We start from the raw sequence: 26,977 nt of genomic DNA, 5'->3' as shown, positions 1-26,977 counted from the left end.
AAAGTGATAAAAAGCGCCTGTTAAGCACTTTTCAGGCGACGCTTTCTTTGGTTGTCTTTTAATTAAATATCATTATTTATCATTGTATTAATTTAATTATCCCCCGCGAATAAATGCCGCCTCAGCGCTGAGCGAGATCATTCTCTTTCCTTATCGTCCCCCGTCTGATTCATCCCTGAAACGTTCTCTCCGCCCACCGAACTGCCGAGTGACACATTAAGCGCACTTGAGATTGTTGTGCTTTATTTATTTGGTGTTACCAAACTGTTACACAAAAAATCTTATAAAACATTTGCAAACAACAACGGACGGTATCTGGGATGGAGAAGAAACTTAGAGGAGTTAAATCCGCTCGGGCGGCCTTCGGCTGGCCTGAAATCGGAGTTCATCGCGCACAATGGAGCGCGATGCTGATCTGCCTGACGGCGATCGGCGGCGCGCAGGCCTCCAGCTATATAGAGAACGGCAAAGCGGGCGATCCGGCCAGCTGGCGCAGCAGTGAGTTCAACGCGGAATGGGGGCTGGGGGCGATCCACGCCGACCAGGCCTACGCCGCCGGTTATACCGGAAAAGGCATCAAACTTGGCATTTTCGATCAGCCGGTCTACGCCAAGCACCCGGAGTTTGCCGGTGAGAATAAGGTGATCAATCTGGTTACCGAAGGCATCCGCGAATACACCGATCCCTATATTCCAGTGAAAAAAGGCGACACTTTCCGCTATGACGGTACGCCGAGCGTGGACTCCGATGGCACGCTCGGTTCGCACGGCACCCACGTGGGCGGCATCGCCGCCGGCAGCCGCGACGGTGGCGCCATGCATGGGGTGGCATTCAACGCGCAGATCATCAGCGCAGAAAACGGCGACCCCGGCCCGGAGGACGGCATCATCCTCGGCAACGACGGCGCGGTTTACCAGGCCGGCTGGGAGGCGCTGGTGGCCAGCGGCGCGCGCATCATCAATAACAGCTGGGGTATCGGCATTACCGAAAAGTTTGATGAGGGGGGTTATGACCCGGCTTATCCGCATTTCACAGTAAACGATGCGCAAAAGCAGTTCGATCAGATCAAACAGATCCTCGGCACCAAGCCCGGCGGCGCCTATCAGGGCGCGATCGACGCGGCGCGCAGCGGCGTGGTCACCATCTTCGCCGCCGGTAACGACGGCAATCTGAATAACCCCGATGCCATGGCCGGTCTGGCCTATTTCGTGCCGGAGATTGCACCGAACTGGCTGTCGGTCGCCAGCTTGCAGGATCCCACCAATACCGGCGACTACAGCATCAGCACCTTCTCTTCCCGCTGCGGCTACACCGCCAGCTTCTGCGTTTCGGCGCCGGGCACCCGGGTATACAGCTCGGTGATTGAAGGCACCAGCGTGGAGAATCTGACGACCGGCTACGCCAAATACAGCGGCACCTCGATGGCGGCGCCGCACGTGGCCGGCAGCGTTGCGGTGCTGATGGAGCGTTTCCCGTATCTGAGCGGCGCACAGGTGGCGGAAGTGCTGAAAACCACCGCCACCGACATGGGCGCGCCGGGCATCGACGCGCTCTACGGCTGGGGGATGATCAACCTGGGCAAGGCTATCAACGGGCCAGGCATGTTGGTGACCGCCGAGGATATTCCGGCGGAGTTCCGTATTCCGGATCCGACGGGCGTGGCTTACGGCTCGACCCAATTCGTGGTGGATCTGCCGGGCGTCGGCGCGGTGCTGGACAAGGGCAAACCGACCGAGCGCGTCTGCAGCGATGTGCTGTGCGGGCTGGACGTCTGGAGCAACGATATCTCCGGCCACGGCGGCCTGACCAAGCAGGGTATCGGCACCCTGGTGCTGACCGGTAACAACACTTATTCCGGCCCGACGCTGGTCAATCAGGGGCGGCTGGCGATCAACGGCTCGGTCACCTCGGACGTCAGCGTGCAGAGCGGCGGCATCGTCGGCGGCAGCGGCACGGTCGGTTCGCTGACCGCCCGCCGCGGCGGCACCGTGGCGCCGGGCAACTCGATCGGCACCTTGAACGTGGCGGGCAACGTCAGCTTCGAGCCGGGTTCGCGCTACGCGGTGGAAGTGGGGCCGAACGGCCAGAGCGATCGGATCCAGAGCAGCGGATCGGCGACGATCGGCGGCGGCGAGGTGGCGGTGACGCTGGAGAACAGCGCCAACCTGCTGACGCAAAGCGAGGTGCGCAGCCTGCTGGGCCAGCAGTACACCATCCTGAGCGCGCAGCAGGGGGTGAGCGGGCAGTTTGACGCGGTGGCGCCGAACTACCTGTTCCTCGGCACCGGGCTGAGCTACCAGCCGGCCGGGGTGACGCTGAGCGTCGGGCGCAACGGCACAAGCTTCGCCAGCGTGGCGCAGACGCCGAACGAGCGGGCGGTGGCGGCGGCGGCGGATGCGCTGGCGGCGGGCAACCCGGTGTACGAAAGCGTTCTTAACAGCGGCACGGCGGGCGAGGCGCGGCAGGCGTTCCGTCAGCTGTCGGGGCAAATCCATGCGGATATCGCGTCGGCGCTGGTGAACGACAGCCGCTACCTGCGTGAGGCGCTGAACGGGCGGCTGCGTCAGGCGGAAGGGCTGGCGAGCTCGTCGGCCATCAAGGCGGACGAGGACGGCGCCTGGGCGCAGCTGCTGGGGGCGTGGGACCACGCGTCGGGCGACGCCAACGCCACCGGCTATCAGGCCTCGACCTACGGGGTGCTGGTGGGGCTGGACTCGGCGGCGGCGGCCGACTGGCGGCTGGGGGTGGCGACCGGCTACACCCGCACCTCGCTGCACGGCGGCTACGGGTCGAAGGCGGACAGCGACAACTACCATCTGGCGGCGTACGGCGACAAGCAGTTCGGGGCGCTGGCGCTGCGTGGCGGGGCGGGCTACACCTGGCACCGCATCGACACCAAACGGTCGGTGAACTACGGGATGCAGTCGGACCGTGACACGGCGAAGTACAGCGCGCGCACCGAACAGCTGTTCGCGGAAGCGGGCTACAGCGTGCAGGGCGAGTGGCTGAACCTGGAGCCGTTCGTCAACCTGGCGTACGTGAACTTCGAAAACAACGGCATCGCGGAAAGCGGCGGCGCGGCGGCGCTGCGCGGCGACAAGCAGCACACGGATGCGACGGTGTCGACGCTGGGGCTGCGTGCGGACACCGCGTGGCAGGTGACCCCGGGCACGACGATGGCGCTGCGTAGCGAGCTGGGATGGCAACACCAGTACGGCGGGCTGGCGCGTGGCACCGGGCTGCGGTTCAACGGCGGCAACGCGCCGTTCGTGGTGGACAGCGTGCCGGTGTCGCGTGACGGCATGGTGCTGAAGGCGGGGGCGGAAGTGGCGGTGAACGAAAACGCCTCGCTGTCGCTGGGCTACGGCGGGCTGCTGTCGCAGCACCATCAGGACAACAGCGTCAACGCCGGCTTCACCTGGCGTTTCTAAGCAACATCGACTCAATCCTTGTACGGGAACCGCCTGCGGGTGGTTCCTTTTTCACATCCTGCTAATGAGAACCCGGCGCACCTGGGGCGTCGGCCAATAACAAGCAAAAGGTAAGGAAATGACAACAACAATGGGTTTTGATAGCAAAGGAAACGTTCGTCGCTCGCCGTGGCGGCTGAATGCGCTGGTCTGCTGCATGGCGCTGGCAGGGTATGCGCAGGCGGCGCCGCACGAGGTGAATGGCCAACCCGGCGATCCGGCCAGCTGGCGCAGCGCTGAATTCAACGCCAACTGGGGGTTGGGGGCGATCCACGCCGATGAGGCCTACGCCGCCGGCTACACCGGCAAAGGGCAAAAGGTGGGCATTTTCGACACTCCGGTTAACCGCCATCCCGAATTCGCCGGCGACGGCAAACTGATCAACGTCGTCACCGAAGGCTACCGCGCCTATACCGATCCGCACCGGCCGGGAATTAACGCCGGCGATCGTTTTTACTTCGACGGCACCTTCCACTTCTACAGCGGTTCGCAGGGCATGCTGAGCAATCACGGGGTGCACGTCGCGGGGATCAGCGCGGCGAATCGCGACGGCGTCGGCATGCACGGCGTGGCCTTCGATTCGCAGGTGATCAGCGTCGATAATGACAACGACGGCCCGGCGTACGGCGAATTCCTCGGCCTGGACGGCGCCGTCACCAATGCCGGCTGGCAGGCGATGATCAAGAGCGGCGTGCGGGTGATTAACAACAGCTGGGGCGTCAGCATTCCCGATTTCCTGTCCGACGGCGGCCGCGATCCTAACGCGCTGCACTTCGAGCTGAAGGATGCGCAGGAGCAATTCGATCAGGTCAAGCCGCTGCTCGGTAGCCTGGCCGGCGCAGGCTATCAGGGCGCCATCGACGCGGCGCGCAAAAATATTCTGGTGCTGTTCGCCGCCGGTAACGACGGCAATTACAACCAACCGGATGTGATCAGCGGGCTGGCCTACTTCGTACCGGACATCGCGCCGAACTGGCTGTCGGTCGCCAGCGTGGCGCAGGATGCGGCATCGGCCAACAGCGTGCCTTACACCATCAGCAGCTTCTCGTCCCGCTGCGGCTATACCGCCAGCTTCTGCGTCTCGTCGCCGGGCAGCAAAATCTACAGCACCGTGGCCAACGGTTCCGATCCGGCCAATCTGGTGTCGGACTACGGCAATAAAAACGGCACCTCGATGGCGACCCCGCACGTCACCGGCGCAGTGGCGGTGTTGCTGCAGCGTTTCCCGTACATGAACTCGGCGCAGATTGCCGACGTGCTGAAAACCACCGCCACCGACATGGGCGCGCCGGGCATCGACGCGCTCTACGGCTGGGGGATGATCAACCTGGGCAAGGCTATCAACGGCCCGGGCATGTTCTATACCGTCGAGGATATTCCCGCAGAGTTCCGCATCCCGGATCCGACGGGCGTGGCCTACGGCCCGACCCAGTTTGTCGTCAATATTCCGGGACTGGGCGCCGAGGTGGATGCCGGTACGTTGCATGCCAGGAAGTGTGACGATATCAGCTGTGAGTTGGACGTTTACTCCAATAACATCTCCGGCCACGGCGGCCTGACCAAGGAAGGGATGGGCACGCTGGTCATGACCGGCGCCAACACCTATTCCGGCCCGACGCTGGTCAATCAGGGGCGGCTGGCGATCAACGGCTCGGTCACCTCGGACGTCAGCGTGCAGAGCGGCGGCATCGTCGGCGGCAACGGCACGGTCGGTTCGCTGACCGCCCGCCGCGGCGGCACCGTGGCGCCGGGCAACTCGATCGGCACCTTGAACGTGGCGGGCAACGTCAGCTTCGAGCCGGGTTCGCGCTACGCGGTGGAAGTGGGGCCGAACGGCCAGAGCGATCGGATCCAGAGCAGCGGATCGGCGACGATTGGCGGCGGCGAGGTGGCGGTGACGCTGGAGAACAGCGCCAACCTGCTGACGCAAAGCGAGGTGCGCAGCCTGCTGGGCCAGCAGTACACCATCCTGAGCGCGCAGCAGGGGGTGAGCGGGCAGTTTGACGCGGTGGCGCCGAACTACCTGTTCCTCGGCACCGGGCTGAGCTACCAGCCGGCCGGGGTGACGCTGAGCGTCGGGCGCAACGGCACAAGCTTCGCCAGCGTGGCGCAGACGCCGAACGAGCGGGCGGTGGCGGCGGCGGCGGATGCGCTGGCGGCGGGCAACCCGGTGTACGAAAGCGTTCTTAACAGCGGCACGGCGGGCGAGGCGCGGCAGGCGTTCCGTCAGCTGTCGGGGCAAATCCATGCGGATATCGCGTCGGCGCTGGTGAACGACAGCCGCTACCTGCGTGAGGCGCTGAACGGGCGGCTGCGTCAGGCGGAAGGGCTGGCGAGCTCGTCGGCCATCAAGGCGGACGAGGACGGCGCCTGGGCGCAGCTGCTGGGGGCGTGGGACCACGCGTCGGGCGACGCCAACGCCACCGGCTATCAGGCCTCGACCTACGGGGTGCTGGTGGGGCTGGACTCGGCGGCGGCGGCCGACTGGCGGCTGGGGGTGGCGACCGGCTACACCCGCACCTCGCTGCACGGCGGCTACGGGTCGAAGGCGGACAGCGACAACTACCATCTGGCGGCGTACGGCGACAAGCAGTTCGGGGCGCTGGCGCTGCGTGGCGGGGCGGGCTACACCTGGCACCGCATCGACACCAAACGGTCGGTGAACTACGGGATGCAGTCGGACCGTGACACGGCGAAGTACAGCGCGCGCACCGAACAGCTGTTCGCGGAAGCGGGCTACAGCGTGCAGGGCGAGTGGCTGAACCTGGAGCCGTTCGTCAACCTGGCGTACGTGAACTTCGAAAACAACGGCATCGCGGAAAGCGGCGGCGCGGCGGCGCTGCGCGGCGACAAGCAGCACACGGATGCGACGGTGTCGACGCTGGGGCTGCGTGCGGACACCGCGTGGCAGGTGACCCCGGGCACGACGGTGGCGCTGCGTAGCGAGCTGGGATGGCAACACCAGTACGGCGGGCTGGCGCGTGGCACCGGGCTGCGGTTCAACGGCGGCAACGCGCCGTTCGTGGTGGACAGCGTGCCGGTGTCGCGTGACGGTATGGTGCTGAAGGCGGGGGCGGAAGTGGCGGTGAACGAAAACGCCTCGCTGTCGCTGGGCTACGGCGGGCTGCTGTCGCAGCACCATCAGGATAACAGCGTCAACGCCGGCTTCACCTGGCGCTTCTGACGTTCAGCGGTCATTACAACGACAACGGAGCCGGCATGCCGGCTCCGTTTTTATTTGCGGCGGTGGGGGGAGAACGTATGATGGCGCGGCGTCAGGACAATAAAAAACCGGGACCCTGACGGATCCCGGCTCAAAAGTGGGTAAAACAGATTAGCGCTAAAGGCTCAAGCCCCGTTTTGCTTATGCAGTCCGAGCGATGTGAGCATCGTCTCAGTAGCGGCAACGGAACAAATTTTCCCTGGTGTTACTATGGTTATTATTAAAAAACGTGCTGGTGTTGTTTTTTTATAGTGTATTGCTGTATGTCTCTTTTGATACCATGTTTGACGATGCAACATGGTATGTCAAGCAACGTTTTTAACGCATAATTGCATGGGATGCTAGTTTTAGATGTGGCTTTTTCAGCAGAAATAATCAAAACGACTGATAAATCAGTAAAAAAAATCGAAGGAACAAATGGATAACAATCACCAAAAATTCGATTCACAGTCGATTGCCAATCGGGTCAGAGAGCTGTTTTTACATTACGGGATTGGAAAACGTCAGCATGCCCGAGAGCTCAGCCGCATCTTGGATCTGAGTTTTTCACATGCGCACCGCAAATTGAAAGGGCAAAGCCCCTGGACGCTGGAACAGATCAACAGCGTCGCGGCCGCGCTCGGAGAAACGCCGGCGGCGATCGCCGATTTGAGCGCCGAACACGAGGCGGCCGAACCGAACATGGCGCGCGATGCCATCTTTTTTGTGGCAGGGGTCGCGATGCCTTGCGTCGGGCACATCGGCGACGAGCTTCCCGCCGGGCGGCCGGCGGAATTTGTGGCGCTGCGCATCGAGGGGCAATGGCATATCTATCGCGCCGATGAGGCGCCGGCAGGGCCGCGTTATGGCGTCGAGCTGATCGAAATCCGGCCCGGCTATGGCGACGACGAGCGTCTGAGCATTGCGGTATTGGACGATTCGCATCAGGCGGCCGATGAGTTGGCCAAGTATCTTGGCGGCTGCGGTTTCAACGCGGTGGCGTTTTACGACGTCGACAGCTTCTGTCAGGCGTTGCAGCAAAGCCTGTTCGACGGTTACGTGGTGGACTGGCTAATCGGTGAAGAAACGGCGGATCGCTGTATCGCCACCATCCGCGCCTCCGACAACCCGGACGCGCCGGTACTGGTGCTGACCGGTGAGCTGGGCACCGATCGACGCGAATCGGAAATCGCTCAGGCGATGCGCGAGTACGATGTGCTCGGCCCTTATGAAAAACCGGTGCGGCTCCATGTGATCGAAGCCGCACTGCAACGCTGTTTTAATCTTTAGCGGGGAACACCTCGGCCAGCGCGTTCGACAGCGCATCCAGCCGAACCGGCTTCATCAGGTAGTTGTCGAACAGCGCGCGCTGATCCGCCGTGAGTTGCTCAGGCGTGTAGGCGCTGATGCCGATGATTGGCACATGGCGGTTGGGGCCGCGACGATTGCGCAGCTGCCTGGCCAGGGCGGCGCCGTCGATGCCCGGCATCTGCAGATCCAGCAACAGCGCGTCGTAAGGGCGTCTGAGCAGTTTCTGCAGCGCGCGCTCCGGCGAGTCGCACAGTTCGTGCTGGTAACCCAGCTTATCCAGCAACGCCGCAAAGGCGTCACCCACCGACTTGTTGTCATCCACCACCAGCACCTGCTGCGGTTTCTGCTGCAGAGAGGCATTGGCGGCGGCGGGCTCGTCGGCGCGTTCTTCTTCACTGATCTGCACCGGAATGCTGACGATAAAGGTGCTGCCCTTCTTGATTTCGCTGTACACCGTGATGGTGCCGTCGAGCAGCGTCACCAGGCCGTGCACGATCGCCAACCCCATCCCCACGCCGGCATATTGCTTGGTATGCGACTGATCCAACTGGGTAAAGGGTTTGAAGATCTGATCGAGCTGGTCTTTTTCGATACCGATGCCGGTGTCGGTCACTTCGATAATCAGCGAACTGCCGCCGGGTTGACGGCGCAGACAGCTGTGCAGCGTAATGCTGCCGCTTTCGGTGTATTTGTAGGCGTTGGTCAGCAGGTTGACGATAATCTGCCGGATGCGCAGCGGGTCCGAATGCACCAACAGGTGGCTGCACTCCACCTCGCAGCTTAGCTTGACCTGCTCTTTGCGGGTCAAAGTAGCGATTTCGTTGGCGGTCTCCGCGATCAGCTTCTGCGCGTCGAACGGCACGATGCGCAGCTCCATCATGCCGCTGTCGAGGTGCGCGTAGTCGGTCAGATCTTTCATTTGGCTTTCGATCTGCTGCGCGGCGGTCTCCAGCCGCTGGAAGGTGTCCGCATGCTCCGCCGATACCCGGGTATTCACCAGCACGTCGATGGCCGACATCACGCTCTGCAATGAGGTGCGCAGTTCGTGGCCGATGGCGCCGAGGAAGGCGTTTTTGGTGCGGGTCGCTTTCTCCGCCTCGATCGCCTTGGCCTGCTGGCGAATGGTCAGCCGCTGCTGACGGAACACGATCAGGGTGATGGCGATCAGCGCGATCACCGAGAACATGACAATCACCAGCCCATAGAAAATGATGTGCCGTTTCTCGATGTAGTCCTCATAGGCGGCGGTGCGCTGCTTCACCTCGGCGTGGTCGGTCAGGTTGGCCATTTCGATGGCGTAAGGCTTAATGGCCTTCATGGCCGCGAAAACCTGATTGAAGTCGATTTTCGGGTTATCCAGCAGTTTATCGATGCGATCCATCTGCAGGCGCATCTGCTTGACCACTTCCGGGTAGCCCGGCTCGGCGTACAGCGGTTGCGTGGATTCGGAGACGGTTTCCAGCACGTAAAAGCGCGAATAGAGGATTTCGAACCGCAGCCGCAGGTTGTCGTTGTCCACCTGCGGCGCGTGGCTCTGCTGCTCGACGAACGTGTCGAATTCCGCCAGCTTGATGGAGAACTTGGCGATCGACCAGGAGTAGTTCTCCTGCGTGCCGGCGATGGCATACAGCCCTTTCTTCGACAGGGTGGCGCTGTAGTAATAGAGCGTGACGGTCGAAGCCACCAGAAACAGCGCGGCGAAGATGGCCGGTATCGCCAGCCTGCTGCCGTTCTTAAAGGTCGTCAGCTTCATTTGATCACGATCCTGTCGACTTGCCAGATAAAGCGCGAGTTGTACAACGGCGAGTTCAGCTCAGGCCCGGCGGCGTCACGCGGGTAAACCAGGAACAGCGGGCCGAAGTTTCTGAGCTTCAGCATCTCCCCGTCCATCTTGTAGGCCAGGATCATGTTGTACTTCTTGACGTCGGACAACGGCACGTCGATGTAATAATCGTTCAGCGCGTAGAAGGTCAGCGTCTCGCCCTTGGCGCCGACGCGCTCCAGGATGTCGGCCACCGAAATCCCTTCAAACTTCCTCTGCGGCGTCCAGGAGGTGGAGGTCGTGATGCTGTGCACCGGCATCGCCAACAGCTGTTTATCGGTGAACAGATAGCTTTTTTTGACCGGATCGGTCACGTTGTCGATCTTGCCCGCCACTTCCAGGGTAAAGCTGAGCGCGCTGCTCTGGGCGATAATCAGGGCCACGCAGGCCATCGCAAGGGTTTTGCATAGTTTGAACAGCATCGGCGTTCTCCAGAGGCGCGGGGAGGTTTGTATCAGTCCCGCTAATTTATCAGGCAGAATAATGGCAGAAAAAGCAGGCGGGTGCGAAGGGAATAGTAAACCGCACAAAAAGAACAGGCCGGTATTTACCCCGGCCTGAGAGAGGGATAAACGTAGCGCCTCAGCGCATGGTGACGAACTCTTCCGCCGCAGTCGGGTGGATAGCCACGGTGTTGTCGAAGTCCTTCTTGGTGGCGCCCATCTTCACCGCCACCGCGAAGCCCTGCAGGATCTCGTCCATGCCGAAGCCGATGCCGTGCAGGCCGACGATCTTCTCTTCTTTACCCGCGCACACCAGCTTCATGCGGCACGGCTGGCGGTGCTGCGTCACGGCGCTGTACATGGCGGTGAAGGAGGATTTGTACACCTTCACGTTGTCCGCGCCGAATTTCTCGATGGCTTCCGGCTCGGTCAGACCGACGGTGCCGATCGGCGGGTGGCTGAACACCACGGTGGCGATGTTGCTGTAGTCCAGGTGCTCGTCCGGCTTGTTGTTGAACAGGCGCTCGGACAGGCGGCGGCCAGCGGCCACGGCGACCGGGGTCAGTTCTACCGCGCCGGTGTTGTCGCCCACCGCGTAGATGCCTTTGACGTTGGTGTTCTGGAACTTATCGACGTCGATGTAGCCTTTCTCATTGGTTTTCACCCCGGTCACGTCGAGGTTCAGGTTGTCGGTCGCCGGTTCGCGGCCGATGGCCCAAATCAGGCAGTCGACGGTGAATGCCTTGCCGTTTTCCAGCTGCAGCGTCAGGCTGCCGTCGGCGTTCTTGACGATTGCTTTCGGCACCGATTCGGTATGCAGGCTCGGCCCCTCGGTGTTCATCACTTCCACCAGGGTGTCGACGATCATCGGATCGAAGGTGCGCAGCGGCGCGTGCTTGCGCACGAACAGGTGCGTTTCCGCGCCCAGCGCGTTCAGCACGCCGGCGATCTCTACGGCGATATAGCCGGCGCCCACCACGGCGACGCGTTTCGGCATGGCGTCCAGCTCAAAGAAGCCGTCGGAGTCGATACCGTATTCCGCGCCCGGAATAGCCGGATGGCTCGGGCGGCCGCCGGTGGCGATCAGGATGTGATCGGCGGTGATGGTTTCGCCGTTCACTTCCACGGTGTGCGCATCCACGAAGCGCGCGAACCCTTTGATCACGTCAACCTTGTTCTTGCCCAGCACGTTATCGTAGGAGTTGTGAATGCGGTCGATATAGGCGGTGCGGTTGGCGACCAGCTTTTTCCAGTCGAAGGCGTTGACGGTGGTGTCGAAGCCGTAGTCCGGGCCGTACTGATGGATGGCCTCGGCGATCTGCGCCGCGTGCCACATGACTTTTTTCGGTACACAACCCACGTTTACACAGGTGCCGCCCAGCTCTTTGGCTTCAATCAGCGCACACTTTTGGCCGTACATGGCTGCCCGGTTGATCGATGCGATACCGCCGCTGCCGCCGCCTATTGCTAGATAATCGTAATGTTTCGTCATCTGGGATTTCCATGAGTTGTGAATTTGAAGAGGGTAAGAGTTTAACGCCTGACCGGGGTTTGTCGCAAAGATTGCGTCGATGGCTGCGATAGGCGGACGCAGGGCGCGGCAAAGCGCGCCCTGCCGGGGATTATTCCGGTACCACCCAGTTGACCAGATGGTGGCCGATGCCCGACGGCACCAGCACCTTGTGCAGCCACGGCAGCACGTTTTTCATCTGCTGTTCCAGCTTCCACGGCGGGTTGATGACGATCATGCCGGAAGCGGTCATGCCGCGCTGATCGCTGTCGGGTTTCACCGCCAGCTCGATCTGCAGGATGCGGCGAATGCCGGTGGCTTCCAGATCGCGCAGCATGCGTTTGATCTGCTGGCGCATCACCACCGGGTACCACAGCGCGTAGGTGCCGGTGGCGAAACGCTTGTAGCCTTCCTGAATGCCTTTGACCACGTCCTGGTAATCGGTCTTCATTTCATACGGCGGGTCCATCAGGATCAGGCCGCGGCGCGACGGTGGTGGCAGCTGGGATTTCAGCTGCTGATAGCCGTCGGCGCGCTGCACTTTGGCGCGCTCGTCTTTCTGGAACTCGCTGCGCAGCAGCGGGTAATCGCTCGGGTGCAGCTCGGTCAGGTGAATTTTATCCTGCGGGCGCAGCAGCTGGCGGGCGATCAGCGGCGAGCCGGGATAGTAGCGCAGCGTGCCGGAACGGTTGAAGTTGTGCACCACGCTCATGTAGGCCGCCAGCTCCTCGGGCAGATCGTCGCGTTGCCACAGCAAGCCGATGCCTTCCAGGTATTCGCCGGTGCGCTCGGCGTGTTCGCCGCTGAGCTGATAACGGCCCGCGCCCGAGTGGGTATCCAGATACAGGAACGGCTTCTCTTTTTCCTTCAGCGACTCGATGATCAGGCTCTGAACGGTGTGTTTGAGCACGTCGGCGTGGTTGCCGGCGTGGAAACTGTGGCGATAACTTAACATGACGGGTGGCGGTTCCTTGTGCTCCGCAGACGGAGCATTCAATGCAATAAGGCTTATAATCTGCACAGTATAAACTGTCTGGCCGGGAAAAACCGGACTCCGTTGCCGCAGACGTTAACAGAAAGGGACAGGACGATGAGCAAACAGGCGATTTTGGCGAATTACCCCGACGCGGCGCGCTGGGCGTTCGGCGACGGCCCCGCGTTAGCCGACGAACTGCTGGGGTTGGTGCTGAGCGGGGATAAAACCGCCACCTGCAGTTCCTATGCGAGCTATCGTCGGGAACAAACCCCGAGGATCGGCGATTACAGCATCGTTCTCGATGGCCGCGGCGAACCGGCCTGCGTGATCAGGACCCTGGCGCTGCGCCTGGTGCGCTACGACCAGGTGACCGCCGAGATGGCGGCCAAAGAGGGCGAAGGCGACAAAAGCCTGGCATTTTGGCGCGAGGGGCATCAGGCATTCTTTACCCGCGAGGGGAGCTTTGCGCCGGACATGTGGCTGGTATTCGAAGAATTCGAACGGGTTGAAACGCTGTGAATCACAAGGAGAAAGGATGAGCTGCATTTTTTGCGACATCGTGGCGGGCAAGGCGCCGTGCCATAAAATCTGGGAAGACGACGACCATCTGGCGTTCCTGTCCATCTTTCCCAACACCGACGGCTTCAGCGTGGTGATCCCCAAGGCGCACCACCCGAGCTACGCGTTTGACCTGCCGGACGAGGTGCTGAGCGCGTTGATGCTGGCGACCAAGCGGGTGGCAAAGCAGCTGGATCGCGCGTTCGACGACGTCGGCCGCTGCGGCATGGTGTTTGAGGGCTACGGCGTTGACCATGTGCACGCCAAACTGATCCCGCTGCACGGCACCGCGTCGCTGGAGCAGTGGCGGCCGATCGAATCGACCTCGCCGAAGTTTTTCACGCGTTACGAAGGTTATATCTCCTCCCACGATGCGGCGCGCGCCGACGACGAACAGCTGGCGGCTCTGGCCGCCCGCATTCGCCAATGCGCCGTTTAAGGCACGAACGATCAACGCCGGGCATTGATTTTCCTGTTGCCTGGCTCCATGTTAGAGATTCATACGCATTTTAAGGCTCGCCCCCGTGGCGGGCCCCAACGCTAATCAGGACTGCCCTATGACAAATCCGTTGCTGATCCCGTTTTCCCTGCCGCCGTTTTCGGCGATCCGCCCTGAAGATATCGTGCCTGCGGTGCAATCCGCGCTGGCGGACTGCCGCGCTGCGGTAGAGCGCGTGGTCGCGCAGCCGGGGCCGTTCACCTGGGACAATCTGTGTCAGCCGTTGGCGGAGTCGGACGATCGCCTGTCGCGCATCTGGTCGCCGATCGGGCACCTGAACTCGGTGAAAAACAGCCCGGAGCTGCGCGCCGCCTATGAGCAGGCGCTGCCGCTGCTGTCCGAGTACGGCACCTGGGTCGGCCAGCACGAAGGGCTGTACCAGGCCTACCGCAGCCTGAAAGAGGGCGCGGCGTTCGAGACGCTGAGCGTGCCGCAGCGCAAGGCGGTGGACAACGCGCTGCGCGACTTCGAGCTGTCGGGCATCGGCCTGTCGGCGGACAAACAGCAGCGCTACGGCGAGATCGTCGCGCGCCTGTCCGAGCTGGGTTCCACCTACAGCAACAACGTGCTCGACGCCACCATGGGCTGGAGCAAACTGATTACCGACGAAGCCGAGCTGAGCGGCCTGCCGGAAAGCGCCCTGGCGCAGGCCCAGGCGATGGCGCAGGCCAAAGAGCAGGACGGCTGGCTGCTGACGCTGGACATGCCGAGCTACCTGCCGGTGCTGACCTACGCCGACAACCGCGCGCTGCGTGAAGAGATGTACCGCGCCTTCGCCACCCGCGCCTCTGACCAGGGGCCGAACGCCGGCAAATGGGACAACAGCGAAGTGATGGCGGAAACGCTGGCGCTGCGCCACGAGCTGGCTCAGCTGCTGGGCTTTGACACCTACGCCGACAAGTCGCTGGCGACCAAGATGGCGGAAAGCCCGGAGCAGGTGATCGGCTTCCTGAGCGATCTGGCCAAGCGCGCCCGCCCGCAGGCCGAGCAGGAGCTGGCGCAGCTGCGCGCCTTCGCCAAACAGCACTATGGCGTGGACGAGCTCGACGCCTGGGACATCACCTATTACGGCGAAAAACAGAAGCAGCACCTGTTCTCCATCAGCGACGAGCAGCTGCGCCCGTACTTCCCGGAACAGCGGGTGGTGGAAGGGCTGTTCGAAGTGGTGAAACGCATCTACGGCATCACCGCCAAAGAGCGTAAAGACGTGGATACCTGGCATCCGGACGTGCGCTTCTTCGATCTGTTCGACGCCGACGGCGAACTGCGCGGCAGCTTCTACCTCGATCTGTACGCCCGCGAAAACAAACGCGGCGGCGCCTGGATGGACGACTGCGTCGGCAGCCTGCGCAAGGCTGACGGCACGCTGCAAAAACCGGTCGCTTACCTGACCTGCAACTTCAACCGCCCGCTGGGCGACCAGCCGGCGCTGTTCACCCATAACGAAGTGACGACGCTGTTCCACGAGTTCGGCCACGGTCTGCACCACATGCTGACGCAGATCGATACCGCCGGCGTCTCCGGCATCAACGGGGTGCCGTGGGATGCGGTCGAGCTGCCGAGCCAGTTTATGGAAAACTGGTGCTGGGAGCCGGAAGCGCTGGCGTTTATCTCCGGCCACTACCAGAGCGGCGAGCCGCTGCCGAAGGCCATGCTCGACAAGCTGCTGGCGGCCAAGAATTACCAGGCGGCGCTGTTCATTCTGCGCCAGCTGGAGTTCGGTCTGTTCGATTTCCGCATGCACTTCGAATACAGCCCGGAGAAAGGGGCGCAGATCCTGCCGACGCTGGCGGAAGTGAAGAAAATGGTGGCGGTGGTGCCTTCGCCGAGCTGGGGCCGCTTCCCGCACGCCTTCAGCCACATCTTCGCCGGCGGCTACGCGGCGGGTTACTACAGCTACCTGTGGGCGGAAGTGCTGTCGGCCGACGCCTACTCGCGCTTCGAAGAAGAGGGGATTTTCAACGCCGAGACCGGCAAATCCTTCCTCGACAACATCCTGTCGCGCGGCGGTTCGGAAGAGCCGATGGCGCTGTTCAAACGCTTCCGTGGCCGCGAGCCGCAGCTGGATGCTATGCTGCGCCATTACGGCATTAAAGGATAACCCGACACGTGAGCGTGTGTTTATTGTGTGAAGCAGGCGCCGATCCCGGCGCCTTGTCTGTTTTGGCGCAGCGCTGGCGGCTGACGTCCGACGACGATGCGCCGATGGCGCTGGTACTGACCCCGCAGCGGCTGGAGCTGCGTAAGCGCGACGAGCCGAAGCTCGGCGGGATCTACGTCGATTTCGTCTCCGGCGCCATGGCGCACCGGCGCCGTTTCGGCGGCGGCCGCGGCGAGGCGGTGGCCAAGGCGGTCGGCATCAAGGGCAGCTACCTGCCGGACGTGGTGGACGCCACCGCCGGGCTGGGGCGTGACGCCTTCGTGCTGGCGGCGCTGGGCTGCCGGGTGCGGATGCTGGAGCGCAATCCGGTGGTGGCGGCGTTGCTGGACGACGGCCTGCAGCGCGGCTATCAGGATGCGGAAATCGGCCCGTGGCTGCGCGAGCGCCTGACGCTGCTGCACGCCTCCAGCCTGACGGCGCTGGCGGATCTCAGCCCGCGCCCCGAGGTGGTGTATCTCGATCCGATGTTCCCGCACAAGCAGAAAAGCGCGCTGGTGAAGAAAGAGATGCGGGTGTTCCAATCGCTGGTGGGCAGCGACGATGACGCCGACGGCCTGCTGGAACCGGCGCGCCGTTTGGCGACCAAGCGCGTGGTGGTGAAACGCCCGGACTACGCGCCGCCGCTGGCCGATGTGCCGGCGCACGCCGCCACGCTGACCAAAAGCCACCGTTTCGATATCTACATGCCGCTGTAATGTCTGCCGGGCCCGCGGTGTCGGGCCCTCAGTTTTCCTCCCGCAAACTTTTCCCCACGCCGCCGCCCGGATGCACCGCCAGCAAGGTGTCCTTATCGTAACCGCTGCGCGTCATCAGGCAGGTGCAGGCGGCGTCGAAGATCGCCAACACCAGCACAATTGAGGTGGTGGCCAGCATGTTCAGCGGATCTATCTCCTTTTGCACCCCGGTGGCGATCGTCAGCTGCGCCGCCTGCGCGATGGCGGAATGCGGGTTTTCCGTCACCGCGATCAGCGTCACCCCCTTGGCCTGCAGCGTCGGCAGCAGGCGGGTCAGCTCGTCGGAATTGCCGCCGCGCGAGATCAGGATCAGCAGATCGTCGGCGCGCAGAAAACCCAGATCGCCGTGCGCAGCGCCGGTGGCGTCGAGGTAGACCGCCGGCCGCTCCACGCAGGCCAGCATATGGGCTATCTTGCGCGCCGCAATCCCCGAGGTGCCGACGCCGGTGACGGCGATTTTACCGCGGCAGTCGGCCAGCAGCGCCAGCAGCCGTTGCCAGGTGCGCGCATCGAGGCGTTCGCCCAGCTGCGCCAGCTCCTGGCTGTAGGTTTGCCAGCCCTGCACGGCCTGCCGCCACTCTTGCTGCATCACGCCTCCTCCTGCATCAACCGGCGGTATTTCATGTGGTCGTTGTACAGCTCGTGGAACACCCGGTATTTGCGATCGTAGTAGCTTTTTATCTGGTTGGTCTGCGGCGTCACCGTCTTGCCGATGCGGCTCATGGCGCTCATCGCCTCCGGCAAGGTGTCGAACACGCCGGCCGCCACGGTGCCCATCATCGCGCCGCCCAGCAGCATCGCTTCGCTCTCCTCCGGCAGCAGCATGGCGCAACCGGTAGCGTTGGCGTGCTCTTGCACGAAGATCGGGTTCTTGGTGCCGCCGCCGCTGGCCATGATGGTGTCGATGCTGTAGCCGCTGTGGTTCATGGTTTCGATGATGTGGCGGGTGCCGAGCGCGATGGCCTGAATGGTGGCCAGGTAGTGCAGCGCCATGTCCTCCGGCGTGCGCGACAGCTTCAGCCCGGTCAGGATGCCGGTCAGCGTCGGGTTGGCGCGCGGCGAGCGGTTGCCGTGGAAGTACGGCAACATGTGAATGTCCTGCGTCAGGAAGGCGATGTTCTCCGGCTCGCCGGCCATGCGGCGCAGAATGGCGTTCAGCACCTCATAGATGGTCTGGCCCTGAGTTTTCGCCTGCGCCAGCAGCTCCTGATAGCACGGGTGCGACTGGATGACGTGGTCGATCAGCGCGCCGGTGGCGGACTGGCCGCCTTCGTTCAACCAGTATTCCGGCAGGATCGCCGAGTAATACGGCCCCCAAACGCCGCCGATAAAGCGCGCGGTGCGCGACATCGCCATATGACCGGTGGAGGTGCCGCCGATCAGCGCGACGCGGCGGTTGAAGTCGGCCACCTCGCCGGAGACGCCGGTGGCGCCCAGCGTGCCGAGGGTGCCGGCGTGGGCATCGATGATTGACACGCTCACCGCCGTGCCGGCGATCAGCCCCATCTCGCTGGCGGCGCGCTGAGTCAGGCCATGGCCCAGCGGCTCGCCCATCATTTTAACGTCGCTGCCGATCTTGGCGGCGTCGTGTTCCAGCACGTCTTCCAGCCCGATCTGCTGGAAGTAGCTCTTGTCCCAACGCTGCTCGTGGCCGAGATAGGTCCACTTGCACACCGTCGAGCACAGCGAGCGGGTGGCGTCCTGGGTGGCGCGCCAGGTGAGGAAGTCCGGCAGATCGAACAGGTAACCGGCGTTGGCCCAGGTGGTGGGCATGTGTTGCTTCAGCCACAGCAGTTTCGGCGTCTGCATCTCCGGCGAAATGATGCCGCCGACGAAGTCCAGCACCCGGTGTTTGGTGGCGTTGATGCGCTCGGCCTGGGCGATCGCCCGGTGATCCATCCACACGATGATGTTCTGCTCGGTGCGGCCGGAGGGGCTGACGGTCAGCGGTTTGCCTTCTTTATCCAGCACCACCAGCGAACAGGTGGCGTCGAAGCCCAGCCCTTTGACCTGGATCGGGTTGATGTCGGCCTGGTTGACCGCGTCGCGCACCGCATTGCACACCGCCTGCCAGATGTTATCCGACGACTGCTCGACGAAATCCGCCTTCGGCCGGTACAGATCGATGGCCCGGCTGGCCTGGCCGACCATGCGGCCATTGAGATCGAATACGCCCGCGCGCGCGCTTCCGGTGCCCACATCTACGCCAATAAAATAGCTCGCCATTATTTTCTCCTCAGGCTTTTCGATTCTGTAACGCGATAAACAGGATCAGCACGCCGCCCCACAGGGCCATGGTCAGGTAGCTGCTGACCCCCAGCAAATTGAGGCCGCTTTCCAACATTTGCAGCACGATCAGCGCCAGCACCAGCCCCAGAATGCGGCCGAAGCCGCCGTCCGGGTTAATGCCGCCCAGCACCGAGGCCAGAATGGTCACCAGCAGATAAGATTCGCCGTAGCCGGCCTTGGCCGAGTTGAACTTGGCCATCATCAGCAGGGCGGCGCCCCAGCCGAGCAGTGCCGACAGGATGTACACCGCGATCTGCACCCGCGCGGTGTTCACGCCGCTGAAGCGGGTGGCCTGCTCGTTGGAGCCGATCAGGTACAGGCTGCGCCCCAGCGTGGTGTGCTCCAGCAGCAGCCACAGACCCACCGCCACCAGCAGGAACAGGATCAGCGCCACCGGCACGCCGAGCACGGCGCCGTTGCCGAGAAATTGAATCGCCGCCGGGAAGCCGGAGATCACCGCGCCGTTGGACAGCAGAATATTCAGGCCGGTGATCAGGGTCATGGTGCCGAGCGAGGCGAGGATGGGCGAGACGCCTATCCAGGCTACCAGCGCGCCGTTGAGCGCGCCGATCGCCACCGCCACCAGCAGGCCGGCCAACAGCGCCAGCGCCAGGAACAGCGGCTGGTCGGGATGGCTGACGATGATCGCCGCCATCACCAGCGAACAGGCGTTGGCGCCGGCGATGATCGACAGGTTGATGCCGCCGGTCAGCATGGTGATGCCCATGCCGAGCGCCAGCAGGCCGAGGATCGGCAGCTGCGAGGCGATCGACTGGAAGTTGCCGAGGCTGAAGAAGCGCGATCCGAGCAGCCCGGCGAACAGCAGCGCCACCGCGATGATGATCGCGCCCTGCAGGCGAATGATCCGATCGTTTGGGATCAACCGAGTTAACTGCGTCATGTCAGATCTCCTTGAGCAGCTTGCGTTTTTCGTTCCAGGCGGTGGTGCTGATGCTGATCAAAATGATCGCGCCGCTGAATACCTGGTGCCAATAGGCCGAGACGCTGAGCAGCGTCAGCCCGTTTTGCAGGAAGGCCAGCAGCACCACGCCGAGCAGGGTGCCGGTCAACGATCCGCGGCCGCCGCTCATGCTGGTGCCGCCCAGCACCACCGCCGCCAATACCGTCAGCTCGAAGCCGAGCAGCGAGTTGGGCGCCACCGACTGGGTGATCTGCGCCTGCACCACCGCCGCGACGCCGGCCAGAATGCCCATATAGCCGTAGACGCAGAAGTGCAGCCGCAGCAGGTTCAACCCCAGGCGCGACGCCGCGTCGCGGTTGCCGCCCATGGCGTAGATCTGGCGCCCCAGCCGGGTGCGGTTCATCAGCACGCCGGTGACGACGATGGTTGCCAGCAGGCACAGCAGCGGCAGCGTCAGGCCGTAGTCGTAACCGTCGGCGCCCTGGAACGAGAACCAGTTGATGCCGTTCATGAACCAGTCCGGGAAGCCGTACAGCCAGGTGCCGTTGGTGGCGTATACCAGCAGGCCGTAGAACAGGTTAAGGGTGGCGATGGTGATGATGATCGCCGGCACCTTCAGCCAGTACACCAGGAAACCGTTCACCAGCCCGAGCAGCAGGCCGACGCCAATCGCCAGGGCGAACGCCAGCGGGAAGCTGCCGCCGTGCTGGATCACCCAACTGGCCATCACATACTGCGCGATGGCGGTGACCGCCGGGAACGAAATGTCGATGCCGCCGGCGATCAGCACCACGAACAGCCCGCAGGCCAGGATGCCGAGAATGGCGTAGCTGGTGGCGACGTCGGTCAGGTTGCCGAGCGTCAGAAACTCATCGGTGCCGGCGCTTAGGCCGATCGCCAGCAGCAGCACCAGCAGGCCGAGATAAAACTCGTGCCGCCCGGCCAGGCGGGCCAATAATGACTTATCCATTCACCACCTCGGCGATCTGTTGTTCGGTACTCTGGTGCGGCGCGAATTCGGCGATCAGCTCGCCTTTGCGCATCACCATCACCCGATGGCTGTTGTAATAGGCTTCCGGGATCTCGTCGCAGATCATCAGCACCGCCATGCCCAGCTGCGCCAGATCGCGGGCGATCTGATAGATCCCCTCTTTGTTGGCGATGTCGACGCCGACGGTGGGCGAGTCGAGGATCAGGATCTTCGGCTGGGTCGCGACCCATTTGGCGATGGCGATGCGCTGGGCGTTGCCGCCGGACAGGGTTTTCACCGGCAATGCGCTGTCGGACACCTTGATGTTCAAATCGCGGATCAGCCGGTTGACCAGCTCGGTCGCCTTGGCGTGATCCAGCAGCCCGAGCGAGGTATGCAGCCGATCGAAGACGGTGACGATGGTGTTGTCGTAGATCGATTGCTCCATGATCAATCCCTGCGTCAGACGATCTTCCGACACGTAGCCGATGCCGTGGCGCACCGCTTCGCGGTTGTTGTGCAGCTGCACCGACCGGCCCTCGATGCGGATCTCGCCGCTGTCCGGCCGCGTCATGCCGAACAGGCTGAGGCACAGTTCGGTGCGGCCGGCGCCGAGCAGGCCGACGATCGAGACGATCTCGCCGCCGCGCAGCGCCAGATTGACGTTGCGGTATTTCTCGCCGCGGCTGAGGTTGCGCACCTCGAGCAGCGGCGCCTGTTCGGCCGGCGGCAGCGGGGGCAGCGGGCTGTAATGAAAGCGTTGGCCGGTCATCAGGAACGCCAGTTCATGGCTGTCCAGTTCGCTGGCCGGCCAGGTGCCCACCAGCTTGCCGTCGCGCATCACGCTGATGCGATCGGCGACTTCCATCACTTCATCCAATCGGTGGCTGACGAACACCACGCAGATGCCGGCCGCCTTCAGTTCGTTGACCACCCGCAGCAGGCCGTCGACCTCCTGGCGGGTCAGCGAGGCGGTCGGTTCGTCCATGATAACCAAGCGCGCTTCGGCGGCGATGGCGCGGCAAATCGCCACCAGCTGCCGATCGGCGATCGACAGTTTTTCTACTTTTTTATCGGGATCGATGTGTACGCCGACCCGCGCCATGGCGTCCAGCGCCGTCTGGCGCATCACCCGCTTGTGCACCCAGAAGTGGCCGCCGGGCAGGTAACGGTGGATGGCGATGTTTTCCGCCACCGTCAGGTTAGGGAACAGCGACAGGTCCTGGTAGATCACCTGTATGCCGTAATAACCGGACAGCTGCGGCGTCAGGGCGTGGAAGAGTTTGCCTTCCAGCGAAATATTGGCGCCTTTTTCCGGCTGATAGACGCCGGAGATGATTTTAATGATGGTGCTTTTGCCGCAGCCGTTTTGCCCGGCCAGGCAGTGCACTTCGCCTTTATTCAGCGTCAGGTTGATCTGGTCTAATGCCAGCACGCCTGGGAATCGCTTGCTGATATTCTCCAGGGTGATAAATGCGGGGGAGGCTGTCATAACGTTAACCTGTGCTTGCGTAGCGGCCGAAGCCCTGGGCGCAGCGTTGCTGCGCCCCTACGAGGGTTTAACTACTTTCCCGGTGTGGCGAAATTACGCGAAAAATCAGAATCCGAGCGATTGGGCGTTGTCTTTGGTCACTTCCAAAATCTTATTAAACCGAATCACTTTGTGTTCCATATCGACGTCGGCTTTGCCGAGGCCCTCGATCGACAGGTCCTTATTCACTTCTTTGCCCTGCAGCAGCTGGTCGGCCACCGTCACCAGCGCATAACCGGCGTCTTTCGGATCCCACAGCAGCGCTTTCTTGATGTCGCCGCGCATCAGGTAAGGAGCGGCCTGCGCCGGCATGGCGATGCCCACCACCGCGATTTTGTCCTTGGCGCGTTTCTTGGCCACCGCCTGGCCGGCGCCGATTGGGCCGAGCGAACCGAAGCCGATGATGCCCTTCATCTGCGGATAGGTTTTCATCAGATCCAGCGTGGTGGCGTAGGATTTGTCGATGCTTTCCGCCACCGGCAAGCGCGAGGTGACTTCAAACATGTCCGGGTATTTTTCTTTCTGGTATTTGATGGCGGAATCGGCCCAGGCGTTGTGCAACGGCACAGTCAGCGAGCCGACGTAGATCGCGTAGCCGCCTTTGCCGCCCATGTCTTTCGCCAGCTCATCGACGTTGGCCTGCGCGTATTTCTCGCTGTCGATGGTCTCGATGTCCCACTGGCCGATCTGCTGGTCCGGGGATTCATGGGTCAGCACCACGATGCCTTTGTCGCGCGCTTTTTTCAGCACCGGCTCCAGCACCTTGGCGTCGTTCGGCACCACGATGATGGCGTTGACGTTCTTGGCGATCAGATCCTCAATCACCTTGACCTGCGCAGCCGGATCCGGCGTAGACGGGCCGGTCTGGTAAGCGTTGACGTCGAGTTTTTTCGCCGCTTCGTTGACGCCCACTTCCATGCGGTTGAACCACGGAATGCCGGTCACTTTGGCGACCACGGCAATCTCATATTTATCAGCGGCGAACACAGGTGTTGTCGATAACATGCACGCAGAAACCACACATGCATTTAATAATGCGAGGTTAAATTTCATTAGCTGTACCTTTTTTTATCTGTAGGGGTGGCGGTTTTTCCACCGCTGCAGATTACAAAGGAATGGAAGAGGGGGCGTAGCTGAAGTTAATAAAATGTGATCTGCGCACATTTAAGTAAAATACTGGCGTATTTAGTGTTAAATAAATGTTTAATTATTTGGTGGTGGTAAACTTACTACCAATTAAACGGCCATAAATAACTTTTTATTAACCTTTAATTAACTTTCATGCATCATTTTGATGGCTTGGACGCGGAAAAAAATGCCGGCGCAGAGGCCGGCATTGAAGCATTTAATCGATGTGTGAACAAGATCACCTTTGCGCCCGATTACAGCACGCCCTGGGCCAGCATCGCCTCCGCAACCTTAACGAAACCGGCGATATTCGCGCCGTGTACATAGTGGGTTTGCTTGCCCTCGCCGCCGTATTCCACGCAGGCATGGTGAATATCCGCCATGATATGTTGTAAACGTACATCCACTTTTTCCGCCCGCCAGCCGATGCGCGCGGCGTTTTGCGCCATCTCCAGCCCCGAGGTGGCTACGCCGCCGGCGTTGGCCGCCTTGCCGGGCGCGAACAGCACCCCGGCGTCGAGGAAGGCGTCGGTGGCCTGGATGGTGGTCGGCATGTTGGCGCCTTCCGCCACCGCTTTCACCCCATTGCGGATCAGCGTCTGCGCCGCCTCGAGGTCCAGTTCGTTCTGGGTGGCGCACGGCAGGGCGATATCCACCGGCACGTTCCACGGCTGCTGGCCCGCCAGGTAGGTCAGGCCGCGTTCGCGGGCATAGTCCGCCACCCGGCCGTAGCGCTGGTTTTTGATCTCCGCCAGGTGCGCCAGCTTCTCGGTGGTGAAGCCGTCTTCGTCCACCAGAGTGCCGCCGGAATCCGACACGGTGATCACGCGCGCGTCCAGCTCCAACGCTTTCTCGATGGTGTACTGCGCCACGTTGCCGGAGCCGGACACCGCCACCCGCATGCCCTCAAAGCCCAAGCCGTGGCGCTGCAGCATGGCGTCGGTAAAGTACACCAGGCCGTAGCCGGTCGCCTCGGGGCGGATCAGGCTGCCGCCGAAGGAGAGCCCTTTGCCGGTAAACACGCAGGCGGTGTTGTTGGACAGTTTCTTCATCATGCCGGCCATAAAGCCGACTTCACGGCCGCCGACGCCGATGTCGCCGGCCGGCACGTCGGTGTCCGGGCCCAAGTGGCGATACAGTTCGGTCATCAGCGCCTGGCAGAAACGCATGATCTCGCCCTGGCTTTTGCCCTTCGGATCGAAATCGGAGCCGCCTTTGCCGCCGCCCATCGGCAGGGTGGTCAGCGCATTCTTGAAGGTCTGCTCAAAGCCGAGGAACTTCAGGATCGACAGGTTCACCGACGGGTGGAAGCGCATGCCGCCCTTGTAGGGGCCGATGGCCGAGTTGAACTGGACACGAAAGGCGCGATTGACCTGCACCTGGCCGCGATCGTCCACCCAGCTGACGCGGAACTGAATGATGCGCTCGGGCTCCACCAGGCGCTCCAGCAGCGCCTGTTCGCGATAGCGCGGGTTGCGCTCGATAAATGGCCACAGCGAGGTGAACACTTCGCGCACGGCCTGCAGATATTCCGGCTGGTGGGGGTTATGGCGTTGTAACGAGGACAGGAAAGACTCTACCGATACGGCATATTCCATGGATAACTCCTTTTAGCATTAAATTTTCCCCCGCTATTTCTTATAGATTTGGGTATAGGTGATGCTCGGGGGAGGATGTTGTGTCTTTAGCGACTATATCATCGGAGGGCGGTTGATTATCAAGCGATTAATCGGCGTAGCGGCATGAAAAACGCCCGCAGGGCGCGGGCGTTGGGCAGTTAAGTTAGCAGGCGCTTACTTTATTCGTCTTCTTCGTCGCGCAGCGGCACGATCAGCATATCGATGTGCACGGTATTGATCAGCTGGCGAGCGGAAGACATCAGTTTGCTCCAGAAGTCCTGGTGGTGGCCGCACAGCACCAGATCCATGTCGTATTTCTTGATGGCGTCCACCAGCACCTGCGCCAGATCGCCGCTGCCGCTCAGGGTCTCGGTGATCGGGTAGCCGGCGTTTTGCGACAGCTCGGTCAGCGCCTGGTGGGTTTCTTCAGAGATGCGCTTTTGCATGTCGCCGAGATTGACGTCGATCAGGCCAGTATAGAGATCGGAATAGTTGACATCGACGTGGATCAGAGAAACTTTGGCGTTATACGGCCGCGCCATAGAGACGGCTTTTTCTACCAGGATCTTGCTTTCCGGGGATAGGTCTACCGCGATCAATATGTGTTTGTAAGCCATAAGAATACTCCTTCCATAAACATGCCGATTAAAAAGGGTTAGCAGGCGTTCCGTGTACCCGCCTGGCGCTTTTGGTTCCATAGTATCATTCGGATAACGCAATGATATGTTGGGGCGATCACACTGCGCCGCATCGAAAATCTCTGCGCACGATACCTTTCGTTGTACACCCGCGCGGCGAAAAAGCCTAAGGGTTATGCGGGTTTTAACGGTCTGACCGCTTGAATTATAAGCGTTATTAAACAAAGTATAGCGCTAAATGTGCAATCAGCGCTCCAGATGCGGTTGCAGCAGGCTTTCAAACCACTCGTGAAACACCGCCAAACGGCGGGAACGCTGGCGGCGATGGGGGTAGATCAGGGCGATCGGCATGGAGGCGGCGCGGTAACCGGGCAGGACTTCCACCAGTTCACCGGCGTCGAGCAGGTGTTGCACGTCGTAGCGCGGGATTTGCATCAATCCCAGCCCGGCGCGGCAGCAGGCGATATAGCTTTCGGCGTTGTTGACCACCACCCGGCTGGGCAAGTCGAGCCGCTGGGTGTGGCCGTCGCCGGTCAGGTATTCCCAGGGGGATTCGCGGCCGGTTCTGGGCGAGGCGTAGCCGATGCTCCAGTGCCCCTCGGCGAGATCGGCGGGATGAAGAGGATGGCCGAATTCGCTCAGGTAGGCGGGGCTGGCGCAGTTGATCAGCGCGATATGGCCGAGCGGGCGCATCACCAGGCTGCTGTCGTGCAGATCGCCGACGCGCACCGCGCAGTCGACCCCTTCCTGCACCAGATCGATGGCGCGATCGGCGGAGCCGAGCACCAGCTGCAGATGAGGGTGGCGCCGCAGCAGGCTGGGCAGCGCCGGCGCGATCAGCCGACGGGCGATGCGGCTCGGCACATCGACGCTGAGCCGCCCGGAGGCCTGCCGTTGGCTGGCCTGAAACGACTGATCGATATCCTCCACCTCGGCCAGCAGCGGGCGCAGCCGTTCGAGCAGCTGTTCGCCGTCGGCGGTCAGCCGCACTTGCCGTGTGGTGCGGTGCAGCAGGCGCACGCCCAGCTGCGTTTCCAGTTGCTGAACGGCGGCGGACACCGAGGCGCGCGGCACCTCCAGCGCATGGGCCGCCCGGATAAAGCTGCCCATCTCCGCCACCTGCACGAATACGCGGTATTGATTGAATCTGTCCATCTCGTTGACCTGCTGTTCCTTGGCGCCGTTTCTGACAGA

At 62.2% G+C, this 26,977-nt stretch carries 20 protein-coding genes; 7 read left to right on the top strand and 13 right to left on the bottom strand.

Going from position 1 to position 26,977, the window contains the following annotated elements:
- Positions 1–407 precede the first annotated feature (407 nt).
- The 3 genes from ACUTQY_RS22695 to ACUTQY_RS22685 all read left to right on the top strand — a co-directional run bounded on the left by ACUTQY_RS22695 (position 408) and on the right by ACUTQY_RS22685 (position 7,962).
- Entirely contained in the window at positions 408–3,431 is a 3,024-nt protein-coding gene (locus ACUTQY_RS22695; protein ID WP_046687951.1) for an autotransporter serine protease, read from the top strand.
- A 118-nt stretch (positions 3,432–3,549) separates the two neighbouring features.
- The gene (locus ACUTQY_RS22690; protein ID WP_422125033.1) at positions 3,550–6,654 is read left to right on the top strand and encodes an autotransporter serine protease; all 3,105 of its coding nucleotides are present in this window, start codon (positions 3,550–3,552) and stop codon (positions 6,652–6,654) included.
- A gap of 456 nt (positions 6,655–7,110) precedes the next feature.
- On the top strand, positions 7,111–7,962 hold the full coding sequence (locus ACUTQY_RS22685) for a helix-turn-helix domain-containing protein (protein WP_033645361.1): 852 nt from the start codon (positions 7,111–7,113) through the stop codon (positions 7,960–7,962).
- Here the strand turns inward: ACUTQY_RS22685 and ACUTQY_RS22680 are convergent.
- The 4 genes from ACUTQY_RS22680 to ACUTQY_RS22665 form a co-directional block, all read right to left on the bottom strand.
- On the bottom strand, positions 7,952–9,736 hold the full coding sequence (locus ACUTQY_RS22680) for an ATP-binding response regulator (RefSeq protein WP_033651793.1): 1,785 nt from the start codon (positions 9,734–9,736) through the stop codon (positions 7,952–7,954). The two genes, ACUTQY_RS22685 and ACUTQY_RS22680, sit on opposite strands and share 11 nt — an antisense overlap.
- Complete coding sequence (locus tag ACUTQY_RS22675; protein ID WP_033645359.1) at positions 9,733–10,227, bottom strand: molybdopterin-dependent oxidoreductase; 495 nt, start codon at positions 10,225–10,227, stop codon at positions 9,733–9,735. The genes ACUTQY_RS22680 and ACUTQY_RS22675 overlap by 4 nt, the downstream gene beginning before the upstream one ends.
- Positions 10,228–10,387: 160 nt before the next feature.
- Entirely contained in the window at positions 10,388–11,740 is a 1,353-nt protein-coding gene (gene gorA / locus ACUTQY_RS22670; protein ID WP_046687949.1) for a glutathione-disulfide reductase, read from the bottom strand.
- A gap of 130 nt (positions 11,741–11,870) precedes the next feature.
- Complete coding sequence (locus ACUTQY_RS22665; protein ID WP_033636386.1) at positions 11,871–12,713, bottom strand: 23S rRNA (adenine(2030)-N(6))-methyltransferase RlmJ; 843 nt, start codon at positions 12,711–12,713, stop codon at positions 11,871–11,873.
- A gap of 135 nt (positions 12,714–12,848) precedes the next feature.
- On the opposite strand from ACUTQY_RS22665, the gene ACUTQY_RS22660 reads away from it, so the two are divergent.
- The 4 genes from ACUTQY_RS22660 to rsmJ all read left to right on the top strand — a co-directional run bounded on the left by ACUTQY_RS22660 (position 12,849) and on the right by rsmJ (position 16,647).
- The gene (locus ACUTQY_RS22660; protein ID WP_025304616.1) at positions 12,849–13,253 is read left to right on the top strand and encodes an ASCH domain-containing protein; all 405 of its coding nucleotides are present in this window, start codon (positions 12,849–12,851) and stop codon (positions 13,251–13,253) included.
- Between the two features lie 16 nt (positions 13,254–13,269).
- On the top strand, positions 13,270–13,731 hold the full coding sequence (locus tag ACUTQY_RS22655) for an HIT family protein (protein ID WP_033651785.1): 462 nt from the start codon (positions 13,270–13,272) through the stop codon (positions 13,729–13,731).
- A 118-nt stretch (positions 13,732–13,849) separates the two neighbouring features.
- A complete protein-coding gene (gene prlC, locus ACUTQY_RS22650) occupies positions 13,850–15,892 on the top strand; it encodes an oligopeptidase A (RefSeq protein ID WP_046687948.1) in 2,043 nt (680 codons plus the stop codon).
- Between the two features lie 8 nt (positions 15,893–15,900).
- Complete coding sequence (rsmJ, locus tag ACUTQY_RS22645; protein ID WP_028128290.1) at positions 15,901–16,647, top strand: 16S rRNA (guanine(1516)-N(2))-methyltransferase RsmJ; 747 nt, start codon at positions 15,901–15,903, stop codon at positions 16,645–16,647.
- Positions 16,648–16,675: 28 nt separating this feature from the next.
- On the opposite strand, the gene ACUTQY_RS22640 is transcribed toward rsmJ, so the two are convergent.
- The 9 genes from ACUTQY_RS22640 to ACUTQY_RS22600 all read right to left on the bottom strand — a co-directional run bounded on the left by ACUTQY_RS22640 (position 16,676) and on the right by ACUTQY_RS22600 (position 26,938).
- Positions 16,676–17,275 (bottom strand): KpsF/GutQ family sugar-phosphate isomerase, encoded by a 600-nt coding sequence (locus tag ACUTQY_RS22640; protein WP_033645354.1) that lies wholly within the window; start codon positions 17,273–17,275, stop codon positions 16,676–16,678.
- On the bottom strand, positions 17,275–18,912 hold the full coding sequence (locus ACUTQY_RS22635) for an FGGY-family carbohydrate kinase (RefSeq protein ID WP_004931001.1): 1,638 nt from the start codon (positions 18,910–18,912) through the stop codon (positions 17,275–17,277). The genes ACUTQY_RS22640 and ACUTQY_RS22635 overlap by 1 nt, the downstream gene beginning before the upstream one ends.
- A gap of 10 nt (positions 18,913–18,922) precedes the next feature.
- Positions 18,923–19,876, bottom strand: a complete 954-nt coding sequence (locus ACUTQY_RS22630) for an ABC transporter permease (protein ID WP_016930441.1) — start codon at positions 19,874–19,876, stop codon at positions 18,923–18,925.
- A gap of 1 nt (position 19,877) precedes the next feature.
- Positions 19,878–20,867: an ABC transporter permease gene (locus tag ACUTQY_RS22625; RefSeq protein ID WP_015379367.1), complete on the bottom strand. Its 990-nt coding sequence runs from the start codon at positions 20,865–20,867 to the stop codon at positions 19,878–19,880.
- Entirely contained in the window at positions 20,860–22,359 is a 1,500-nt protein-coding gene (locus ACUTQY_RS22620; RefSeq protein ID WP_033645351.1) for a sugar ABC transporter ATP-binding protein, read from the bottom strand. Before ACUTQY_RS22620 ends, ACUTQY_RS22625 begins: the two co-directional genes overlap by 8 nt.
- Before the next feature lie 105 nt (positions 22,360–22,464).
- Complete coding sequence (locus ACUTQY_RS22615; RefSeq protein WP_033636379.1) at positions 22,465–23,451, bottom strand: autoinducer 2 ABC transporter substrate-binding protein; 987 nt, start codon at positions 23,449–23,451, stop codon at positions 22,465–22,467.
- Positions 23,452–23,780: 329 nt separating this feature from the next.
- A complete protein-coding gene (gene gdhA / locus ACUTQY_RS22610; protein ID WP_021505207.1) occupies positions 23,781–25,124 on the bottom strand; it encodes an NADP-specific glutamate dehydrogenase in 1,344 nt (447 codons plus the stop codon).
- 200 nt (positions 25,125–25,324) lie between these two features.
- The gene (uspA, locus tag ACUTQY_RS22605; RefSeq protein WP_004930988.1) at positions 25,325–25,762 is read right to left on the bottom strand and encodes a universal stress protein UspA; all 438 of its coding nucleotides are present in this window, start codon (positions 25,760–25,762) and stop codon (positions 25,325–25,327) included.
- 267 nt (positions 25,763–26,029) lie between these two features.
- Positions 26,030–26,938: a LysR family transcriptional regulator gene (locus tag ACUTQY_RS22600; protein ID WP_033645350.1), complete on the bottom strand. Its 909-nt coding sequence runs from the start codon at positions 26,936–26,938 to the stop codon at positions 26,030–26,032.
- Positions 26,939–26,977 lie beyond the last annotated feature (39 nt).

Source organism: Serratia sp. TSA_130.1 (assembly GCF_052691795.1).
This window is presented reverse-complemented; position numbering and strand designations above follow the sequence as displayed.

What these genes read in the sequence shown, in the direction of transcription:
- ACUTQY_RS22695 (WP_046687951.1), top strand. Translation starts at nt 408, where the DNA reads ATGCTGATCTGCCTGACGGCGATCGGCGGCGCGCAGGCCTCCAGCTAT.
- ACUTQY_RS22690 (WP_422125033.1), top strand. Translation starts at nt 3,550, where the DNA reads ATGACAACAACAATGGGTTTTGATAGCAAAGGAAACGTTCGTCGCTCG.
- ACUTQY_RS22685 (WP_033645361.1), top strand. Translation starts at nt 7,111, where the DNA reads ATGGATAACAATCACCAAAAATTCGATTCACAGTCGATTGCCAATCGG.
- ACUTQY_RS22680 (WP_033651793.1), bottom strand. Translation starts at nt 9,736, where the DNA reads ATGAAGCTGACGACCTTTAAGAACGGCAGCAGGCTGGCGATACCGGCC.
- ACUTQY_RS22675 (WP_033645359.1), bottom strand. Translation starts at nt 10,227, where the DNA reads ATGCTGTTCAAACTATGCAAAACCCTTGCGATGGCCTGCGTGGCCCTG.
- gorA (WP_046687949.1), bottom strand. Translation starts at nt 11,740, where the DNA reads ATGACGAAACATTACGATTATCTAGCAATAGGCGGCGGCAGCGGCGGT.
- ACUTQY_RS22665 (WP_033636386.1), bottom strand. Translation starts at nt 12,713, where the DNA reads ATGTTAAGTTATCGCCACAGTTTCCACGCCGGCAACCACGCCGACGTG.
- ACUTQY_RS22660 (WP_025304616.1), top strand. Translation starts at nt 12,849, where the DNA reads ATGAGCAAACAGGCGATTTTGGCGAATTACCCCGACGCGGCGCGCTGG.
- ACUTQY_RS22655 (WP_033651785.1), top strand. Translation starts at nt 13,270, where the DNA reads ATGAGCTGCATTTTTTGCGACATCGTGGCGGGCAAGGCGCCGTGCCAT.
- prlC (WP_046687948.1), top strand. Translation starts at nt 13,850, where the DNA reads ATGACAAATCCGTTGCTGATCCCGTTTTCCCTGCCGCCGTTTTCGGCG.
- ACUTQY_RS22640 (WP_033645354.1), bottom strand. Translation starts at nt 17,275, where the DNA reads ATGCAGCAAGAGTGGCGGCAGGCCGTGCAGGGCTGGCAAACCTACAGC.
- ACUTQY_RS22635 (WP_004931001.1), bottom strand. Translation starts at nt 18,912, where the DNA reads ATGGCGAGCTATTTTATTGGCGTAGATGTGGGCACCGGAAGCGCGCGC.
- ACUTQY_RS22630 (WP_016930441.1), bottom strand. Translation starts at nt 19,876, where the DNA reads ATGACGCAGTTAACTCGGTTGATCCCAAACGATCGGATCATTCGCCTG.
- ACUTQY_RS22625 (WP_015379367.1), bottom strand. Translation starts at nt 20,867, where the DNA reads ATGGATAAGTCATTATTGGCCCGCCTGGCCGGGCGGCACGAGTTTTAT.
- ACUTQY_RS22620 (WP_033645351.1), bottom strand. Translation starts at nt 22,359, where the DNA reads ATGACAGCCTCCCCCGCATTTATCACCCTGGAGAATATCAGCAAGCGA.
- ACUTQY_RS22615 (WP_033636379.1), bottom strand. Translation starts at nt 23,451, where the DNA reads ATGAAATTTAACCTCGCATTATTAAATGCATGTGTGGTTTCTGCGTGC.
- gdhA (WP_021505207.1), bottom strand. Translation starts at nt 25,124, where the DNA reads ATGGAATATGCCGTATCGGTAGAGTCTTTCCTGTCCTCGTTACAACGC.
- uspA (WP_004930988.1), bottom strand. Translation starts at nt 25,762, where the DNA reads ATGGCTTACAAACACATATTGATCGCGGTAGACCTATCCCCGGAAAGC.
- ACUTQY_RS22600 (WP_033645350.1), bottom strand. Translation starts at nt 26,938, where the DNA reads ATGGACAGATTCAATCAATACCGCGTATTCGTGCAGGTGGCGGAGATG.